Annotated in this window: 21 protein-coding genes, 2 pseudogenes and 1 riboswitch; of the genes and pseudogenes, 20 read left to right on the top strand and 3 right to left on the bottom strand. The window is 34.9% G+C overall.

From position 1 onward, the window contains the following. Positions 1-17: 17 nt before the first annotated feature. The 3 genes from U860_RS0127015 to U860_RS36655 all read left to right on the top strand — a co-directional run bounded on the left by U860_RS0127015 (position 18) and on the right by U860_RS36655 (position 2,741). Complete coding sequence (locus U860_RS0127015; protein ID WP_025150976.1) at positions 18-1,712, top strand: M3 family oligoendopeptidase; 1,695 nt, start codon at positions 18-20, stop codon at positions 1,710-1,712. Positions 1,713-1,851: 139 nt separating this feature from the next. Continuing rightward, entirely contained in the window at positions 1,852-2,385 is a 534-nt protein-coding gene (locus U860_RS0127010) for a DinB family protein (RefSeq protein WP_025150975.1), read from the top strand. 239 nt (positions 2,386-2,624) lie between these two features. Further along, on the top strand, positions 2,625-2,741 hold the full coding sequence (locus U860_RS36655; protein WP_002170983.1) for a DUF6254 family protein: 117 nt from the start codon (positions 2,625-2,627) through the stop codon (positions 2,739-2,741). Between the two features lie 9 nt (positions 2,742-2,750). Here U860_RS36655 and U860_RS0127000 read toward each other — a convergent pair whose 3' ends face one another. After that, a complete protein-coding gene (locus U860_RS0127000) occupies positions 2,751-3,959 on the bottom strand; it encodes an ATP-binding protein (protein ID WP_025150974.1) in 1,209 nt (402 codons plus the stop codon). Between the two features lie 207 nt (positions 3,960-4,166). Then, positions 4,167-4,210, top strand: a riboswitch (PreQ1 riboswitch). Between the two features lie 93 nt (positions 4,211-4,303). Between U860_RS0127000 and queC the strand changes: the two genes are divergently transcribed. The 4 genes from queC to queF are packed head-to-tail and all read left to right on the top strand — an operon-like array spanning position 4,304 to position 6,682. Beyond that, positions 4,304-4,966 (top strand): 7-cyano-7-deazaguanine synthase QueC, encoded by a 663-nt coding sequence (gene queC / locus U860_RS0126995; RefSeq protein ID WP_025150973.1) that lies wholly within the window; start codon positions 4,304-4,306, stop codon positions 4,964-4,966. Further along, a complete protein-coding gene (gene queD / locus U860_RS0126990) occupies positions 4,966-5,457 on the top strand; it encodes a 6-carboxytetrahydropterin synthase QueD (RefSeq protein ID WP_025150972.1) in 492 nt (163 codons plus the stop codon). The genes queC and queD overlap by 1 nt, the downstream gene beginning before the upstream one ends. After that, positions 5,450-6,166 (top strand): 7-carboxy-7-deazaguanine synthase QueE, encoded by a 717-nt coding sequence (queE, locus tag U860_RS0126985; RefSeq protein WP_025150971.1) that lies wholly within the window; start codon positions 5,450-5,452, stop codon positions 6,164-6,166. Before queD ends, queE begins: the two co-directional genes overlap by 8 nt. A gap of 18 nt (positions 6,167-6,184) precedes the next feature. Beyond that, positions 6,185-6,682, top strand: a complete 498-nt coding sequence (gene queF / locus U860_RS0126980) for a preQ(1) synthase (RefSeq protein WP_025150970.1) — start codon at positions 6,185-6,187, stop codon at positions 6,680-6,682. 54 nt (positions 6,683-6,736) lie between these two features. Here the strand turns inward: queF and U860_RS0126975 are convergent, their stop codons facing one another. Beyond that, on the bottom strand, positions 6,737-6,922 hold the full coding sequence (locus U860_RS0126975; protein ID WP_025150969.1) for a DUF2187 family protein: 186 nt from the start codon (positions 6,920-6,922) through the stop codon (positions 6,737-6,739). A gap of 229 nt (positions 6,923-7,151) precedes the next feature. Here U860_RS0126975 and U860_RS35705 point away from each other — a divergent pair, with 229 nt between their 5' ends. Both U860_RS35705 and U860_RS0126960 read left to right on the top strand, forming a co-directional pair. Next, the gene (locus U860_RS35705; protein ID WP_081806944.1) at positions 7,152-7,334 is read left to right on the top strand and encodes a hypothetical protein; all 183 of its coding nucleotides are present in this window, start codon (positions 7,152-7,154) and stop codon (positions 7,332-7,334) included. Positions 7,335-7,425: 91 nt separating this feature from the next. Beyond that, entirely contained in the window at positions 7,426-8,028 is a 603-nt protein-coding gene (locus tag U860_RS0126960) for a histidine phosphatase family protein (RefSeq protein ID WP_025150967.1), read from the top strand. A gap of 54 nt (positions 8,029-8,082) precedes the next feature. Here the strand turns inward: U860_RS0126960 and U860_RS0126955 are convergent, their stop codons facing one another. After that, positions 8,083-8,661 carry a GNAT family N-acetyltransferase gene (locus U860_RS0126955; RefSeq protein WP_025150966.1) on the bottom strand — a complete coding sequence of 193 codons (579 nt, stop codon included), beginning with the start codon at positions 8,659-8,661 and terminating at the stop codon, positions 8,083-8,085. A 261-nt stretch (positions 8,662-8,922) separates the two neighbouring features. On the opposite strand from U860_RS0126955, the gene U860_RS0126950 reads away from it, so the two are divergent. From U860_RS0126950 to U860_RS0126900, 11 genes and pseudogenes are all read left to right on the top strand, one after another. After that, a complete protein-coding gene (locus tag U860_RS0126950) occupies positions 8,923-9,117 on the top strand; it encodes a hypothetical protein (RefSeq protein ID WP_025150965.1) in 195 nt (64 codons plus the stop codon). Positions 9,118-9,142: 25 nt separating this feature from the next. Next, entirely contained in the window at positions 9,143-9,460 is a 318-nt protein-coding gene (locus U860_RS0126945) for a hypothetical protein (protein WP_002170994.1), read from the top strand. 486 nt (positions 9,461-9,946) lie between these two features. Then, complete coding sequence (gene nrdI / locus U860_RS0126940; protein WP_002170995.1) at positions 9,947-10,306, top strand: class Ib ribonucleoside-diphosphate reductase assembly flavoprotein NrdI; 360 nt, start codon at positions 9,947-9,949, stop codon at positions 10,304-10,306. Beyond that, positions 10,293-10,991: pseudogene (locus U860_RS0126935) on the top strand (ribonucleotide reductase N-terminal alpha domain-containing protein); the annotation flags it as partial. The gene nrdI and the pseudogene U860_RS0126935, both read left to right, overlap by 14 nt. A 386-nt stretch (positions 10,992-11,377) precedes the next feature. Continuing rightward, positions 11,378-12,778, top strand: a pseudogene (locus tag U860_RS0126930) (ribonucleoside-diphosphate reductase subunit alpha); the annotation flags it as partial. A 97-nt stretch (positions 12,779-12,875) separates the two neighbouring features. Next, positions 12,876-13,844, top strand: a complete 969-nt coding sequence (gene nrdF, locus U860_RS0126925) for a class 1b ribonucleoside-diphosphate reductase subunit beta (RefSeq protein WP_025150964.1) — start codon at positions 12,876-12,878, stop codon at positions 13,842-13,844. A gap of 431 nt (positions 13,845-14,275) precedes the next feature. Beyond that, the gene (locus U860_RS0126920; protein WP_025150963.1) at positions 14,276-15,625 is read left to right on the top strand and encodes an APC family permease; all 1,350 of its coding nucleotides are present in this window, start codon (positions 14,276-14,278) and stop codon (positions 15,623-15,625) included. A 130-nt stretch (positions 15,626-15,755) separates the two neighbouring features. Further along, positions 15,756-17,036, top strand: coding sequence for a Glu/Leu/Phe/Val dehydrogenase (locus U860_RS0126915; RefSeq protein ID WP_025150962.1), 1,281 nt, complete (start codon positions 15,756-15,758; stop codon positions 17,034-17,036). A gap of 17 nt (positions 17,037-17,053) precedes the next feature. Further along, the gene (locus U860_RS0126910) at positions 17,054-17,344 is read left to right on the top strand and encodes an SAV0927 family protein (RefSeq protein ID WP_025150961.1); all 291 of its coding nucleotides are present in this window, start codon (positions 17,054-17,056) and stop codon (positions 17,342-17,344) included. Positions 17,345-17,371: 27 nt separating this feature from the next. Further along, a complete protein-coding gene (locus U860_RS0126905) occupies positions 17,372-17,620 on the top strand; it encodes a hypothetical protein (RefSeq protein WP_025150960.1) in 249 nt (82 codons plus the stop codon). Positions 17,621-17,772: 152 nt separating this feature from the next. Continuing rightward, positions 17,773-19,902: a sigma 54-interacting transcriptional regulator gene (locus U860_RS0126900; RefSeq protein ID WP_025150959.1), complete on the top strand. Its 2,130-nt coding sequence runs from the start codon at positions 17,773-17,775 to the stop codon at positions 19,900-19,902. The last annotated feature ends 129 nt before the right edge of the window (positions 19,903-20,031 follow it).

Here is a 20,031-nt window from a genome sequence, read left to right as displayed (position 1 = left end):
GGAGAGGGGGCTCGTTCATGTCATTTAAAGACTATGAATATAAACGGCCAAATATTGAAGAAATAAAAGAGAAATTTACTGTTGCTTTAGAAAAATTCGATAATGCAAAAACGATTGAAGAACAAAAACAAGTGATCAATTCAATTAATGAAATTCGCAATAATTTTGGTACAATGGGGAATCTTTGTTACATTCGTCATTCTGTGGATACGACAGATGCCTTTTATAAGGAAGAACAAGATTTCTTTGATGAATACTCTCCAGTTGTACAAGGTTATGGAACGAAGTATTATAAAGCGTTAATTAATTCTCCATTCCGTGAAGAATTAGAAGCATATTATGGGAAGCAATTATTTGCTTTAGCTGAATGTGATTTAAAAACATATTCAGATGAAGTAGTGAAAGATTTACAATTAGAGAATAAATTGTCTTCACAATATACACAGTTATTAGCATCTGCAAAAATTGACTTTGCAGGAGAAGAAAGAACGTTATCGCAACTTATTCCTTTTATGCAAGGAAAAGAAAGAGGCGAACGTAAAGCAGCAAGTGAAGCATACTACGGATTTTTAGCTGAGAATGAGGGAGAATTAGATCGTATTTATGATGAGCTTGTTAAAGTGAGAACGAAAATCGCGAAATCACTTGGTTTCAAGAACTTTGTTGAATTAGGATATGCAAGAATGTATCGTACAGATTATAATGCTGAAATGGTTGCGAACTATCGTCAGCAAGTATTGGATTACATAGTTCCGGTTGCAACAGAGTTAAGAAATAGACAAAAAGCACGCATCGGTGTAGAAAAGCTCGCTTATTATGATGAAAACTTTGAGTTTGCTACAGGTAACCCAACGCCAAAAGGAGATGCGGATTGGATTATTAATCATGGGAAAACGATGTATAAAGAGTTATCAGCTGAAACAGATGAATTTTTCAATTTTATGCTAGATAACGATTTATTAGATTTAGTTGCGAAAAAAGGAAAAGCTGGTGGCGGATATTGTACATATATCGAGAATTATAAAGCGCCGTTCATTTTCTCAAACTTTAATGGAACGTCTGGTGACATTGATGTACTAACACATGAAGCGGGCCATGCTTTCCAAGTATATGAAAGTCGTAAATATGAAATTCCAGAGTATAATTGGCCAACATATGAAGCGTGTGAAGTTCATTCTATGAGTATGGAATTCTTTACATGGCCATGGATGAAGTTATTCTTTGAAGAAGATGCAGATAAATATTATTTCTCACACTTAAGTTCAGCTCTTCTATTCTTACCGTACGGTGTATCTGTTGATGAGTATCAGCATTATGTATATGAAAATCCAGAAGCATCGCCAGCAGAGCGTAAGTCAGCATGGCGTAACATAGAGAAGAAGTATTTACCACATCGTGATTATGAAGATAATGATTATTTAGAGCGCGGTGGTTTCTGGCAACGTCAGGGACATATTTATAGTTCACCGTTCTACTATATTGACTACACGCTAGCTCAAATTTGTGCACTACAATTTTGGAAACGTGCGAGAGATAATAGACAAGAGGCATGGGAAGATTATGTGAATCTTTGTCAACAAGGTGGAAGTAAGTCATTCTTAGAATTAGTAGAAGTTGCAAATTTAACATCGCCATTTGCTGAAGATTGTGTAAAAAGTGTAATTACAGAAATTGAAGCATGGTTACGCGCAGTAGACGACACAAAATTGTAAAAAAACATGCGTTTTTTTCACATGTTTAACATCGACATAATGGAAAAATGATGAGATAATAAAAGAAAATTCAGAATTATCAACGGGGTGTTTCTAATAAGGAGCACCTCTTTTCACCAACAAAAGGGGGGAAAGAATTATGCTTCAATCTAATATGGATGTTAGTTTAGAAACTTTAGTGCACTCATTACAGTCTACACGAAGCACGCTGTTATCAGAAATTGAAATGTTAAATGATACGGAGGTGAATGTAAAGCCACGCCGTGATAAATGGAGTATTATTCAAATTTTGCATCACTTACATTTAGTTGAACAGTCTGTCACATCTGCCCTTGTATATGCTTTGCAAAAAAAAGAAAGAAAATTTGCTCCATTTAAAGACCTCCAGCTTACGCTTGATCGCACACATAAACGAGAAGCTCCTCAACAAATGAAACCAACAGAAACATTAATGAAAAAACTACAAGGCATTCAATTACTAGAACATTCACGACAAGAATTATTACACGCGCTGCATAGCGTAATAGATGAAAAAGAATTATTTGAAAACGGATTAAAGCATCCTGTTTTTAATGATTTGAATTTATACCAATGGGTTCAATTTCTTGATTTGCATGAGCAAAGACATCTTACACAACTAAAAGAAGCGAAATATGCAATTTTACAGCGTTAAAGTGAAACTTTAATCATTGGGGAGGCATTCCGCATCAATCGGGCATTTACGGGCAGCCCGACTTCACTCTAACTTCTTAGCTTTACATCCGAATTTTGAGGTGGGAGTCTTACTGCCCACAAATAGCGGGATAAAGTGAAAGAAGTGGGGAACCGCTTCTTTTCTTTTTTATTTATGCATAGTTTTCTTTCACATTTTGGAATACTACATGGAGAAAAGAAAAGAAGGAGTTGAAAAACATGTCAAGGAAAAAGAGAGAAGAAGAGCGCGCCTGGAAAGCTCGAAAAGAAAATCAAAAGCCACATGGGAAAGTGAAAGCTTTTGCAGAATTAGTTGAAGGAACAGAAAAAACGTGATGAACTCCATCACGTTTTTTGTATGAGCGGGAAAGTTAATAAGAAGGTTGTACCTGTACCTTTTTCACTTATAATATCAACTTTTCCATCCATTGCTTGAATGACACTGAAGACGACCATCATTCCGAGTCCGGTCCCTTTCTCTTTTGTTGAGTAGAAAGGTGACCCAAGGCGTTTTACTTGTTCTTGATCCATACCAACTCCTGTATCTTTTATATATAATTGTATATGTTTATGGTCTGGAACTAATGTAAGAATAAGGTCACCACCTGTAGGCATAGCCTCAATACAGTTTTTAAAAATATTTAATAAGCATTGGTTCAGTTTTTGTTTTTCGCCAGCGATAAAGAAAGAGGTACTTTGTTTTATATAATGTATACGAACATTTGTTAAATTGGCGAGAGGTGTGATCAAAGACAACGCATGAAGTAATTCTTCTTCTACTTGTAATCGTTGTTCTTTTTCAATACTCGGTTTCGCAAAAGTTAAGTAGTCGGTAAGAACATGATTTGCTTGTTCGATACCATTAATGGCTATGTCGATATATAATTTTCGCTCTTCCTCAGAACATGTATCCGACTGTAAAAGTTGCAAAAATCCTTTCGTTGAAGTTAAAGGATTGCGAATTTCATGAGAGATGGAAGCTGCCATTTCACCGATTAAATGAAATTTTTCGGCGTTCATAAGTTCATTTTGGAGACGAACTTGCGTCTGTAATATGTGTAGTAAATATAAAATAAGGATCGTGCCAACCATCGTACATAGTTCGTATACAATGATATGTGGTATATAATCTGCCCTATTTGTAACCTCTGAAAGGAAGAAAGGTATCCAACCAAACCCGTATGTGAGACTGTAAAAAATAGCAAGTGTTATTTTTACATGATTAGAACTTCGATTAAAAAGTTTGTATGTCAATAGTAGAACAATAAATAGGAGAATAGAAGCGATAAAGGATGGAAAAACACCTATTCCTCCTAATAAAAAGCGATATATGTTTAATACAACTAAAATAGAACCCCCAGCAATAGGTCCTCCTGTTAATGTGCCGACAATTAATACGATATGACGCATATCAAATTGAAAACCATTATTTGTTTTTGCTGCAAAAGTGATACATAGTATGGTAGCGAGGCAACACAATACAATAAATATAGCTGAATTTAATTTAGGAGATCGTCTCCCTTTCTGATTCCAAAATAAATGATATACAAGCATTGTAACGAGAATGGATAATATATTTAAAAAGAGGTAAATAATAAAGAGCTTCAGTGGGGTGCCTCCTCTCTTCTAACATTAAATTAATCATACTATAAAATGAAAGAAATGAAATATGAAATAGCGGAAAAATCAGAAATTTTTTCTGGTAGTATACAATATGTTACAATAATCTTTGTCAATGAAAGAAGAAATTCCGTGCACTGCATGGGAGAGGTTCGCGAACTCCCTCTATAAAAAACTATGGAAACAACAATATCCTTAGGTATTGTTTTGTTTTTTTATTGTGACAGTTCAAGAACGTTCTTTCTTCTTATTCGTAGTAGAGAAGGAGAATGAGTAAAATGAAAAAGGAAAAAGCAGTTGTTGTTTTTAGTGGTGGACAAGATAGTACAACATGTTTATTTTGGGCAATGCAACAGTTCGCAGAAGTGGAAGCTGTAACGTTTAACTACAATCAACGTCATAAGTTAGAAATTGATTGTGCAGCAGAAATTGCGAAAGAGCTAGGTATTAAACATACGGTACTAGATATGAGCCTATTAAATCAACTTGCTCCAAATGCGTTAACGAGAACGGATATGGAGATTACACATGAAGAAGGTGAATTGCCATCGACATTTGTAGATGGACGAAATTTACTATTCTTATCATTTGCTGCGGTATTAGCAAAACAAGTGGGAGCACGTCATATTGTAACGGGTGTATGTGAAACTGATTTTAGTGGTTATCCAGATTGCCGTGACGTGTTTGTGAAATCATTAAACGTTACATTAAATTTATCTATGGATTATCCGTTTGTTATTCATACACCACTTATGTGGATTGATAAAGCAGAGACATGGAAATTATCAGATGAACTTGGAGCATTCGAGTTTGTTAGAGAAAAAACATTAACGTGTTATAACGGAATCATTGGTGATGGTTGCGGTGAATGTCCAGCATGTCAACTTCGTAAAGCAGGATTAGATACGTATCTACAAGAACGCGAAGGAGCGAACAACTAATGGATAACTTTTTTGGATTTCGCATCGTAGAAAATTTGCAAAAAATGGACAAGGATATTCAGCGTGAACAACTCAAATATCATAATAAAAGAGTAATGGTCAGCAAGGAATTTACATTTGATGCAGCGCACCATTTACACTGTTATGAAGGAAAATGTAAAAATTTACATGGCCACACATATAAAGTCGTGTTTGGAATTAGTGGATATGTAAATGAAATAGGCCTTGCAATTGACTTTGGAGATATAAAAGAAATTTGGAAAAATGAAATAGAAATTTATTTAGATCATCGTTATTTAAACGAAACATTGCCAGCAATGAATACGACTGCTGAAAATATGGTCGTATGGATTTATGAAAAGATGGCAGAAGCATTAATAAAAGATAATCGTGTGAACGAATACAAGGGAGCTCGTGTTGAATTTGTTCGTCTTTTTGAAACACCGACTAGTTATGCGGAAGTAAGACGGGAGTGGATGCTCGATGAGTAAAATCCCTGTCTTAGAAATATTTGGCCCGACCATTCAAGGAGAAGGGATGGTTGTAGGACAAAAGACAATGTTTATCCGTACAGCGGGCTGTGATTATAGCTGCGCTTGGTGTGATTCCGCTTTTACATGGGATGGGTCAGCAAAAGAGCAAATTAGACAAATGACACCGGAAGATATTTGGAGTGAGCTTGTAGCAATTGGTGGAGATAATTTTTCTCATGTTACGATTTCAGGTGGAAATCCTGTTTTACTGAAAAATATGCAATTTCTTCTTTCTATATTAAAAGAGAATGGTATGCGAACAGCGATAGAAACGCAAGGGAGTAAATGGCAAGATTGGTTACTTCAAATTGATGAGGTAACGATTTCTCCAAAACCACCAAGTTCAACGATGAAAACAGATTTTCAGATGTTAGATTCTATTATTCATAAACTAGCAGGGAAAGATTTTAGTTTAAAAGTAGTAGTATTCGATGATCAAGATTTTGAATATGCAGTCAAGATGCACGAGCGTTATCCAAATGTACCATTTTTCTTACAAGTAGGGAATGATGATACGAAAACAGTGGATGATGCAATGCTTATTAAAAACTTATTAGAAAAATATGAGTGGCTTATTGAAAAAGCTGTGCACTGTAAAGAAATGAATGATGCGAAAGTACTGCCTCAGCTTCATGCGTTAGTATGGGGAAATAAACGAGGGGTATAACGAGAAGGGATGTTTAAAATGGCAGGAAGATTAGATGAAGATTTAAAAGATGTAACATTATTAGGAAATCAAAATACAAAATATTTATTTGAATATAGCCCGGAAATTTTAGAGGTATTTGATAATAACCATCCAAACCGTGATTACTTTGTAAAATTCAATTGTCCTGAATTTACAAGTTTATGTCCGAAAACAGGACAACCAGATTTTGCGACAATTTATATTAGCTACATTCCAGAACAAAGAATGGTAGAGAGTAAATCATTAAAGCTATATTTATTTAGCTTCCGAAATCATGGTGACTTTCATGAGGATTGCATGAACGTTATTATGAATGATTTAATTAAATTAATGGATCCACGTTATATTGAGGTATGGGGAAAATTTACACCACGTGGTGGGATTTCAATCGATCCTTACTGTAACTACGGTCGCCCAGGAACTAAGTATGAGGAAATGGCAGACTACCGCATGATGAATCACGATCTATATCCAGAAACAATTGATAATCGTTAATATATATAGAAAGAAAGGATCTGTATGATATACAGATCCTTTCTTTCTATTATATTATGCATGTTGATTAATAACAGTATAGTTTTTATGGCTTACAACTGTAAGAGGTTCCATATCTAGTTCTCTAAAATTCTCCATAATAGTTATATCAACAATCACGGAGTTTGTATTTACTTTTTGAACACGGCCTTGCATTCCACCTTTAAATTCAATGATATCTCCAGTTTCTGCGATCTGCATAAGCAACTCTCCTTGTTACAGTTTTCCCCAAAAAAGAATAATTTGGGCTTTTTATTTCCTCTTATTTTGAACTATATTTTCTAATTTGTAAATGTTTCCAAAGTAAAAATTCGAAAAATATTCACTTTTGTAAGGGAATATGCACAAAACATGTTGTTAGAAGAGGAATGATAAAAATGCATACATCTTTATATAGGAGTATAATAAAGATGTACAATGACCTATTAAAGTGGGAGAAACTAGGGGCGGTAAAATGATGTTTGAAGTTGTGGGGAGTTTTATAGCGTTATTTTTATTTTTATTTTCTTATATACAGTTGAAAAAAATTCGTCATCAGGAAACAACTACATATTTTGATGGTCTGGATGGGATACATGCTTCGGTAACACATGATAGTGGTGGTGATATGTAGCAATGTGTAACTTTCATTTTCAGCATGTTATGATGAATGTAAGAAATTGTACATAATATAGTTCGTAAGTGATGAATGGAGAGTGGAAAGAATGCGGATTTCTTTTATTCGTCATGGTCGTTTGAATAGTGCTATAGAACCGATGACAATTACTTCATTTCATGAATGGCTGAAGAGGTATGATGGAGATAATGGGAGCAGAGAATGTAACATACCAATAGAAACGATTGAGGCAATTGAATCAGCAAAGTTGATTGTATCGAGCGATCAAAGACGTGCTGTGCAGTCAGCAGCGGAATTAATGGATTCCTTGTCTTTTATACAAAGCTCACTTTTTAGAGAAGTAGAAGTGCCATCGACTTTTTTTGCACCATCATGGTTTAAATGTAAAACTGGGACGTGGTTTTTCATTGGACGTGCTTTATGGATGGTTGGATATCATAAAGAAGTTGAGTCTTATAAAGAAGCGAGAGAACGAGCAAGAGAAGCTGCTAACATGTTACATCGCTATGCGCTTGTACACGGGCGTATAGCGCTAGTAAGCCATAGTTATTTTAATACGATGATTGGTACAGAACTGAGGGCAATGGGGTGGTCTGGGCCTCCTATTTTTCATCGTAAGCCGTGGGGATGTACAGCGTATACATTTCATGAGGCGATGAATGGAAATGTATTAAATACAAAATTAACTTAAAAGAGGCCGTCCAAAAAGTAGCTGAATAGCTACTTTTTGGCAGCCTCTTTCTTTTTAAAACATGGAAACTAATATACGTAATGGCTTTATTAGATGGGCATATGGTTCGCCAACGAGCATAACGGTTTTATCTTCTTTGTAACCAAGTTTTTCATATAGTGAAAAAGCGCGTTTGTTTTCTAAGTTAACAAGTAAGGCGATTCTTTCATGACCTTTTTCAGCTGCCTGAAGTTCAGCTGCCTCGATTAATTTAGAGCCAATACCACGTCCACTGTACATACTTGAAACTGACAACGTGTCAATATAATACTCATCAAGTTCAGCTTCTTTTTCTAACGTAATGGATTCATCTCCATGTAACTCTCTTAAGTAGCGTACAATTGGTGCATCAAGTTGTTCAGCGTCACTACCGTGATAAACGACAATAACCCCAACTACCTTTCCGCCTTGTTCAGCCACTAAACAGTTTTCATAGCTCAATCGATTATTTTCTTTTGCGAACCATGTTTCAAGTCCTAGTATTACTTTTGCTTCAACTGTGCTACCTGTGATTTTTTCAGCAATTTCGTGCAGAGCGTTATACAATAAAGGTGCTACTTCTACCGCATCTGTCTTTTTTGCTTTCCGAATCATAGTATCCCTCCTAGTTCTACGTATATATTGTAGCATAAAACAAAATATCAAACAGTGATTTGGAACTTTGTTATACAGGGTGTCAAAAAGTTTGATATAGAGAAGTAGCTATGTTAGTATATGATATTTAGTGCGAATATAATAAAGTGATATAGCTATAAAAATAATGAAAGTGCATTACATAATAGTAACGGGATAATTTTACCGTTGTCGACCTATAGAAGATGCGATAAAATAAAATATTGCAGAGAGGTGAAATACATGGATGAACAATTAGCAAATACAATTTTGGATCAGCTGAAAAATGGTGAAATAAAGGAGTATATTGCAACGAAAGATGTATTTTATACGTTTAGGGAAGTTGTTGTAAATCGAGAAGATTTTAAACATATTATTGGGAACGCACAGCGTGGTGGACAGGTGATTTATACATATTCAGAAACACCACGTTCGTAAATAGAAGATAAGGGAGAGGAGAATTATGGGCGATTTTAAACAAGGCATATTACCACATTGGGATTATATGTGGAAAGATAGAGCTGGGAATAGATTTATGGGAATGGTTATGTATCCAGAGAAACGAAAGTGTTCAGCGAAAATGCTTCAGAAAATAAAACGGGCATATGAGCAAGCGGCAGAGATTAAAGTAACTGTACAAGTTCAGCGTACATACCAGTACGTAGAAGGAATGATCGTATACTTTGATGAAGAAGCTCCTGTATGTACGTTACTTGATAAAGATGAGAATCCCCATCATATATTTGTGAAAGATATTTTGCGTATTGAACATTGTGAATAAACATATAAAATTTTTTCATAAATAAATTGAAGCTCCATAATAATAATCCTTTTCTATAATAGTTATCTTTTAGTATGTAACGAGGAATAAGAGGATATGTATAATATTTAATAAAGTAAATTGGATAAATGTAATCGTTTTTTGGAACAGATTATCGTTTAAAGTCTGTTCTTTTTTGCGTGATGCTGGAGAAATATATTCCTCCAGCATTTACCGTTTTATGACAAAAAATATTGTTAACTTTTTTTAAAATAAGGTTAAATCCGTTGACAACTTTTTCGAAAAGCACTTTATTGACATGAGTTTTAGAATGTTGTTTCATAGTCATTGTATTGAAAAAAATCGACGGTCATGTCGAAAAGTAAAAGTTAAAAAAAGAAAGAATTTATACATATATCTTGTGTCTTATTTTGAAACGTAATACAATATATAGAGAAATCAAGAAACGACATACAGAGAATATAGATTGGAGAGGGAGGGTCGGAAATGTTAGTTGCATATGATTCTATGACAGGAAACGTGAAGCGTTTCATCCACAAATTAAATATGCCGGCCGTTCAAATTGATGAAGATCTAGTACTAGATGAAGAATTTATTCTTATTACGTATACAACAGGTTTTGGCAATGTACCAGAACGTGTTTTAGACTTTTTAGAACGCAATAATGACAAATTAAAAGGCGTATCTGCAAGCGGCAATCGTAACTGGGGAGACATGTTCGGTGCAAGTGCTGACAAAATTTCTGCTAAATATGAAGTGCCTATTGTATCAAAATTTGAGTTATCTGGAACAAATAATGATGTAGAATATTTTAAAGAAAGGGTGCGGGAGATTGCGACACATTGAACTGAATAATGAAATCACGCAAATGCAGGACGGTTTTTATCAGCTTCATAAAGATAAAGAGGCATTAGAAGTCTTTATGGAAGAAGCTAGAGAGAATACCGTTCATTTTAATAGCGTGGCAGAGCGAATGGAGTATATGAAAGAACACGATTACTATTACAACGTTCTGGAAGAGTATAGCTTGGAGGAAGTAGAAGAAGTATATAACATCGCTTATGGTGAAAACTTCGAGTTCCAATCTTATATGGCAGCATCTAAGTTCTACAAAGATTATGCGTTAAAAACGAATGATCAAAAACAATACTTAGAAAGCTATGAAGATCGTGTAGCAATTGTGTCATTATACTTAGGACGCGGTGAGGTTGCGAAGGCAAAACAATTCGCAAGCATGATTGTAAAACAAAACTATCAACCAGCGACACCAACCTTTTTAAATGCGGGAAGAAGCAGAAGAGGAGAAATGGTGTCTTGTTTCTTGTTAGAGATGGACGATAGCTTAAATTCAATCGGCTTTAACATTAATACTGCGATGCAGCTATCGAAAATCGGTGGGGGAGTAGCTTTAAACTTATCTAAGCTACGCGCACGTGGTGAGCAAATTAAAGGTATTGATAACGCAGCAAGTGGTGTAGTACCTGTTATGAAATTGCTTGAAGATTCGTTTTCATATGCGAATCAGTTGGGTTAACTTTATGGCTCAACTATAAAACCGGGTCAATTGCTGGAACGCCTGAGTATATCGAGGTAGGATACTACGAAGAAATTACGTAGCGGCCCCTAAAAATCCAAGATTGCAGGAAATCAGCAGCCAAGCTCCTAAATCTATTAGATATGGAGAAGGTTCAACGACCAAGTGGCTATGTAGGTGACTATGTAGCTCGAACCTGGCTTCTCAAAACAACCAAATTCAAAGGGTGTATACAGTTATTATAGTTTATGCCATATTCATGTGCATCAAACATATGATAAATGGTTAAATGAAGAATTGGGCGAGAAGAAGATATGGTCTGAACTCTATAGCGATATAGAGAGGATAGCAGAAATGACTATCCCCCATACGTTTTGACGATATGGAGTAACAATATGCAACGAAAAGGTGCCGGCGCTGTATACTTAAACATTTTCCATTGGGATATTATTGAATTCCTTGATACAAAAAAAATAAATGCCGATGAGAAGAGCCGTATTCAGTCTCTATCAATCGGGATTATCGTTCCAAGTAAGTTCTTTGAGCTTGCTGAGAAAAATGAACCTTTCCATGTTTTCGCGCCTTATACGGTGTTTAAAGAATACGGAAAGCATTTAGATGATATTGACATTGATGAAATGTACGATGAATTAATGAGCAATCCGAAAGTGAAGAAGAAGCCACTAGATATTAGTGCGCGTGATATGCTTATTAAAATTGCGATGATTCAACTTGAGTCTGGTTACCCATACTTAATGTTTAAATCTAATGCAAATAACCAACATCCACTGAAGGATATTGGAACTGTGAAGATGTCGAACTTGTGTACAGAAATCTTCCAGCTTCAAGAAACTTCTGAAATAAATGATTACGGTACGGATGACATTATCCGCCGCGATATTAACTGTAACTTAGGTTCATTAAATATCGTAAACGTAATGGAAAATAAAGAAATTCGTGAAGCGGTTCATGCGGGAATGGAAGCTTTAACAGCTGTTTCTGATATGACGATCATTCCGAATGCACCAACTGTGAAAAAAGCAAATGACGAGCTGCATTCAGTTGGACTTGGCGCAATGAACTTACACGGATATTTAGCGAAAAACAAAATCGCTTATGAAAGTGCAGAAGCGAAAGAGTTCGCTCGTACATTCTTTATGATGTTAAATTACTATTCTATTGAGAAGAGTATGGAGATCGCTAAAGAAAAAGGCGAAACATTTAAAGACTTTGATAAATCGGATTATGCAAAAGGCACATACTTTGAAAAATATGAAACGACAGATTATAGCCCAGTAACTGAGAAAGTTCAGCAACTATTTGAAGGAATTCATATTCCAACAAAAGAAGATTGGACAAGTTTAAAAGAGCAAGTGCAGAAGAATGGGTTATATAACTCATATCGTCTTGCTATCGCTCCAACACAATCTATCAGTTACGTTCAAAATGCAACTTCAAGTGTAATGCCGATCGTAAGTCAAATCGAATCAAGAACGTATGCGAATGCGACAACATATTATCCAATGCCATATTTATCAAAAGATACGTTCTGGTACTATAAATCTTCTTATGATATGAATCAATTTAAACTAATTGATTTAATCGCTGAAGTTCAAGAACACATTGACCAAGGAATTAGTACAATTCTTTATGTTAATAGTGATATTTCAACACGTGAGTTAGCACGTTACTACATTTATGCACATAAAAAAGGCTTGAAGAGTCTGTATTATACGAGAACACGTAAATTAAGCGTGGAAGAGTGCGTAGCTTGTACTGTTTAATAAGAAAAAGTGAGACATTGTGAGCAGGGTTTTTCTGAACCCTGCTCATGCTTAGTTATCAATTTTTCATGTTTATTTAGAGAGAAGGGGCGATTTAATGCGTGCGGTAAACTGGAACAAAAAAGAAGATGATTTTAGTTTAATGTTTTGGAAGCAAAACATCGCTCAGTTTTGGACAGAAGAAGAAATCGCAGTGTCTTCTGACAAAAATACTTGGGTGCAATTATCAAAAGAAGAGCAAATTGCGTATAAGCGTGTATTAGGTGGTTTAACACTTTTAGATACGAAACAAGGTGGCGAAGGGATGCCTCTTGTACTTGTTCATCTTGAAAATTTACAAGCGAAAAGTGTATTAGCTTTCATGGGAGCTATGGAAGAAGTACATGCGAAGAGTTACAGTCATATTTTCACAACGTTAGCTACGGAAGAAGAAATTGATGATATTTTTGAATGGGTAGATAATCATCCATTACTTGAGAAAAAGGCTGGTATTATTACTAGTTACTATCGTCGTTTATTAAAGCCTGAAGTAACGAAAAAAGAGTTATACATGGCAATGGTAGCAAGTGTGTTCTTAGAAAGTTACTTATTCTATAGTGGATTCTTCTATCCACTTTACTTAGCAGGGCAAGGAAAATTGACTGCAAGTGGTGAGATTATTAACTTAATAATTCGTGACGAGTCAATTCACGGTGTATTCGTTGGTATTTTAGCACAACAAATCTTCGCGGAACTTTCTGCAGAAGAACAACAAGAAGTGCAAAAAGAAACACAAGAGTTATTAATGGAACTGTATGAAATTGAAATGGCATATACAGAAGAAATTTATACTTCTATCGGTCTTGTGGAAGATGTAAATCGTTTCGTTCGTTACAATGCGAATAAAGGACTTATGAACCTAGGACTTGAGCCGAAGTTTGAGGAAGAAGAAATTAACCCAATCGTTTTAAATGGTTTACGTACAGATACGAAAAACCATGATTTCTTCTCTGTAAAAGGAAATGGTTACGTAAAAGCAACAAATGTTGAAAAGTTATCGGATGATGACTTCGTATTCAATTTTTAATATAGTGTTATAGAAAAAGCTGTCTTTTTTATAAAGACAGCTTTTTTGTATAAGTAGTTTACATAATGTTATTATTTCGTAAAAATATTTTTATCCCATAAAAGCCCAATTTGTGAGGAATTATAATCAGTGGGAATAAAGAAAAAACCACGGATTAAAGTTATGTTTTTTATATTTAGTGGTATGAGAGATTGAATAACTTATGTCAAAATGAATAAAAAATGAGAAGAAATGAGGCCCAATTCCACCTATACGTTCTTTTTCGTATTGAATTTTTAAATTCTAGAAATTTTGGCTCGAAAATTGCATGAATATTTAAAAAACGAAAAAAAGGGGGATACTTGGTGTGATGTGTAGTGATTTGAAAGCGTTTCCTTTCGACTGTCAATCTTTAAATGGAAATTAGATAGAGAAAGTAGGGGGAATGATAGGTGGGAAAAGTGGTTGGTCTAAAACGTTCATTAGGGCTTTGGTCAATTGTTATGCTAGGGGTCGGGTATATGACACCGATGGTTGGATTTGATACATTTGGGATCGTTTCTGAAAAAACGGGTGGGCATGTTCCAGGAGCTTATCTGATTGCATTAGCAGGGATGTTGTTTACCGCTGCAAGCTACGGCAAAATGGTAAAGGTTTTTCCTACCGCAGGATCTGCTTATACGTATACACAGAAGACAATTAGTGCAAAGCTTGGATTTCTTGTTGGATGGTCAGCATTATTGGATTATTTATTTCTACCGATGGTGAACGCACTATTAACAAGAATTTATATGTCAGCGTTTTTCCCGAGTGTTCCTAATTGGATATGGGTCATTGGCTTTGTTCTACTGATTACATTAATAAATATGATTAGTGTAAATGTTACTGCTAACTTCAATACGTTCTTAGTAATATTTCAAGTGCTAGTAATGGCCGTGTTTGTTTTTCTAGTTATAAAAGGTTTACTAGCGGGAGAGGGAACAGGAGAAGTTTTTTCCATTCAGCCGTTTTTTCAATCAGATATACAAATATCACCGTTAGTTGCAGGTGCGACAATTCTTTGTTTTTCATTTTTAGGTTTTGATGCAGTAACTACATTTGCAGAAGAGACACCAAACGCGAAGAAGACAATTCCTCGAGCTATTTTTCTTACTGCTTTAATCGGTGGGATTTTATTCATTACTACTACGTATTTTACACAATCTTTTTTTCCGGATACATCTGTATTTAAAGATCAAGAATCAGCATCTCCAGAAATTGCGTTATATGTTGGTGGAAAACTATTTCAAGCTTTCTTTTTAGTAGGAACGCTTATGGGTACACTTGCGTCCGGTTTAGCTTCTCATACAAGTGTATCCAGATTATTGTACGTAATGGGGCGAGATAATGTAATTCCGAAGAAAATATTCGGATACATTCATCCTCGCTGGCGAACTCCAGTATATAATATTATTTTGGTAGGAGTTATTTCGCTCTCCGCTATATTCATGGATTTAGAAACGGCAGCATCTCTTATTAACTTTGGGGCGCTTATTGCATTTACATTTGTTAATTTATCTGTAATTTCCTACTATATCATTAAGAAAAAAAGATATAAAACGATAAAAGACTGTTTAAATTTCTTAGTTATGCCTATTTTAGGTGCTGGTACTGTAGCAGTACTATGGTTTAACCTCAATATTCATTCACTTATTCTGGGACTTTGCTGGGCTGCTATTGGGATTGGGTACCTTCTATATATTACAAATATGTTCCGTTCAGCTCCTCCGCAAATGCACTTTGAAGAAGTACAGGAAATATAAAAAGCAATATTGCATAAGTCATTCAAAGATTCATAAGTAGGGGGATGACACGATATGATTAACATAGTATTTTCACTTGGCACGATTATTGCTTTGTACAATTAGTAAAAATATAAAGCGGGGTGTTATTGTGCCAATTCAATCAGAAAAACAAACAAATACGGTTGAGCTTGAAAATCCTTTAGAGGAATTTCAAGCTATATTAAAAGAGGCGCTTCATTTTTTACGTTATCCAGACGAAGTATTCGAATTTCTGAAAAAACCGATGCGCTTTTTAGAAGTAAGTATTCCTGTTCGAATGGATGATGGAACAACAAAGGTATTTCAAGGGTATCGCGCTCAGCATAACGACGCAGCAGGGCCAACAAAAGGCGGTATTAGATTCCATCCAGATGTTACGGCAGAAGAGGTAAAAGCGCTTGCCGGTTGGATGAGCTTAAAATGTGGAGTGACAGGACTGCCATATGGAGGTGCAAAGGGCGGGATTATTTGTAATCCGCAGGAGCTGAGTTTTAGAGAGCTAGAGTTACTGAGTCGTGGGTATGTAAGAGCAGTAAGTCAAATTGTAGGACCGACGAAAGATATTCCAGCCCCTGATATGTACACAAATGCACAAATTATGGCTTGGATGCTAGATGAATATGATCATATAAGGGAGTTTGACTCTCCGGGCTTTATTACCGGGAAACCATTAATGTTAGGAGGATCACAGGGCCGGGAAACAGCAACTTCTAAAGGTGTATTGTATACACTTCAGTTAGTAAGTGAGTTAAAACAAATTCCGCTGCAAAATATGCGGGTTATTATTCAAGGGTTTGGGAATGTTGGAGGGTATTTGGCGAAATATTTATATGATATTGGTGTGAAAGTAGTTGGGGTATCAGATGCTATAGGAGGAATTTATAATCCAGACGGTCTCGATGTTCCTTATTTACTAGAAAACAGAGATTCTTTTGGTGTAGTATCGAATCTCTTTAGTAAAACAATTTCTAATCAGGAGTTGTTAGAAAAAGAATGTGACGTACTCATTCCAGCGGCAATTGGGGGAGTGATTACGAAACATAATGCAGGAAGGCTTGGATGTAAGATTATCATTGAGGCTGCAAATGGTCCAACAACAAAAGAAGCGATAACCATGTTAGAAGAAAAGGGAATTTTGGTTGTTCCAGATATTTTAGCAAACTCTGGTGGCGTTATTGTTTCTTATTTCGAATGGTGTCAAAATAACCAAGGATATTACTGGACAGAGCAATATGTTGATCAATGTTTAAAGGAAAAAATCACCTCTAGTTTTTCTAGCGTACTTGACACTTCTAAACGCTATGGAGTAAATATGAAAATTGCTGCTTACATTGAAGGGGTTCGCAAGATTGTAGAAGTATCTCGCCTAAGAGGTTGGTTGCATTTTTAACCTAAAGGAGGGCTCAAATGAAACTGGATATTTTATTAGAAGAAGTGGAGAGACAACAAATCGGTTATTATTGTATTTTGTCGAATAGTCATCGTTATGATATAGCTGTTACGTATTCACAACAGTTTCTTGGAAAAGCAATGGTTACCTCTATTCAAAATGGGAGAATGATTTTATTAAGTCAAGAAGATATTGGAGAGGAACAATATTGGGCACCAAGGCTAGGAATTGAGGTAGAAGATATAGAAGAGTTTCAAAGCTTTTTCCATATGATTCTTCAGTCACAAAGGTTAGAAGAACAATATTAATAGAATAAAAGAAAGGGATGATTGATTATGTACTATGATATTATTACGAGCCCATGCTATGGAACAATTGAAAAAGTGTCTATTGATAAGGATTCTCGAGTTTATGAATGGGAGCCATTATTTTCTATTAAAGATATGAATGGTAAACTGGAAGTAATTAAGATGGGATGTAGTGGAGAAGTTCAATCTTTAGAAGTAGAAGCAGGAGATAAAGTAATTCCAGGTATGGTATTAGCTTATATTCAAGAAGACCTTTTCGTTAGTGGTAGTGATTAATGATTAATGATAGAACAATGAGGAAGATGGAAGCGTTCATCTTCCTTTTTTTTTTTAAACAAAGGAAGAAATGTTTTATTTTCAGATTAATTAAAAAAATCAGTATTTAATGATACAATACAAGTTAAGTAGTTCAAAGGAGGAATAGCAGAATGTTTTCCATTGCTCATAAAAAAATTAGACCTATTGTTTCTCTACCTATCGATCAATCTGAAAAGGAATGGAATATAGATTTTGAAAATATAAAAGAATCTTTTCTATTTTTAAAAAGAGGAGAGAAATTATTTGCATACGTTCACGTTAAAGATCTGCTATCAAACAGTAAAGGGTTAACTTCCAAGGCACTGCTTTCAAATGCTGTTTCGCTAGATACAATATGTCATCTTAGTAAAGATATTTCTTTAACAGCTCTTTTTCAAATTATTGGAGCGCCGATTGCCATAGTGAAAAATGAAATGGATGAGTTAACAGGATATATAAGAAGAGAGGATGTTTTTGCAGAACTATTTAAACAAGAAAATCAGAGTGTTGATATACTGAAAATTATTTTAACGTCTATTCCAATGGGGATTTTTGTAGTAGACCGTGAAAGAAAAATTGTAAATTGCAATGAATCTGGTTTGAAAATGATTAAATCGACTCCTGAAAAAGTTATGAATGTATCAGCAGAACAGATTTTTAATGAAGAACATATTAATAACGTATTTGCAACGGGAAAAACGATTTTGAATCAATTACAAATCACAAACGAGATGGGCGTATTAGTTGACTATAGTCCTATTCCAAACTTTGATCAGAGTATCGAAGGAATGGTTATTATTGTACAAGATTTGCCGATGGTTGAGGACATGGCGATGGAAATTGAATATATAAAGGATTTAAATAAAGATTTACATGCAATCTTGTCTAGTATTTATGATGAAATATTAGTTGTTAATCATAAAGGAGAATTAATTCGTTACAGTGAAACCGTCATCAATGATTTTTGGGGGAGTAATTTGAAAGATCTTTTAGGAAAAAATCTTTTAGACTTAGAGAAGAAAGGATTATTTAGTCCATCTGTTACACGATTAGTATTGGAACAACAAAAAAAGGTATCAGTTGTACAAGAAACAAAAATTGGAAGGAAAATATTGGCGGTCGGAAATCCTGTATTTAATGAAAGCGGAGAGCTTCATAGAATTATTATTGCCTCAAGGGATATTACCGAAGCAACGAGGTTGAAGACGGAATTACATGAAATAAAGAAGATATCAGAGCAATATAAGAAGGAGTTAGATGACTTTAAAAATAAAGATCGTTTTCTTAAGAAGCTTATTTACTGTAGTCCTAAAATGGAACAAATTATTAACCAAGCTAAAAAAATAGCAGATTTTTCTTCCAATGTTCTTATTTCTGGAGAATCGGGCGTCGGAAAGGAAGTAATTGCCCAAGCAATTCATCAACTTGGAAAGCGATCTGCAAAGCCATTTTTAAAATTAAATTGTGGTGCAATTCCAGAAACTTTGTTAGAAAGTGAACTATTTGGTTATACGAAAGGTGCTTTTACAGGAGCAGATAAAAATGGAAAAGAAGGATATTTTAAGCGAGCTGATCAAGGTATTTTATTTTTAGATGAAATTGGAGAAATGCCCCTACATTTGCAAGTGAAATTGCTTAGAGTTCTGCAGGAACAAGAAGTAATCCCTATTGGAAGTACAATACCTACGAAAATAAATGTACAAATTATTGCCGCTACAAATAAGAGTCTTGAAAAAATGGTAGAGGCAGGAACGTTCCGTGAAGATTTATTTTATCGCTTAAATGTAATTCCATTGCAAGTTCCTCCTCTACGAGAGCGAATGGAAGATGTTCCGGTACTTGCCTTTCATTTCTTGCAACAGTTAAATGAAAAGTATAATAAAAATTATCATTTAACTCCGGATGCGCTTAACTTACTAGAGTTTTACTCATGGCCAGGAAATGTACGTGAATTACAAAATATGATTGAACGTTTAGTAGTATCAGCAGACGATCCAGTAATTGAAGCGGAGTTTGTTAGTAAGTTTTTAACACCTGGTTATGATTTTAAAAAATCAAAACCAGTTATTACAAGAGTATTACCATTACAAGAAGCACTACATTCTGTAGAAGAACAATTGATTTTACTTGCAATGAAGCAGTATAAAACAACGACCAAGGCTGCAAAAGCTCTTGGAATCAGCCAATCTTCAGTGAGTCGTAAATATCAAAAAATTGTTAGCGAAAAAGGGATAGAGGCTGATATAATCTCTTATTCCTAAAAAAGGAGAAAGTCACATAGACTTCTCCTTTTTGTTAATTTGTAGAGCAATTTTGATATTTGTGGGTAGTAGAAGTGATTAATGTTCTGTTTTATGCAAAATAGAATAACGTATGCGAAAATGCATAAA

It is taken from the genome of Bacillus sp. H1a, assembly GCF_000633475.1.
GTDB lineage: Bacteria > Bacillota > Bacilli > Bacillales > Bacillaceae_G > Bacillus_A > Bacillus_A paramycoides.
The sequence above is the reverse complement of the archived record's forward strand: the minus strand, read 5'-3'. Positions and strand labels throughout refer to the sequence as shown.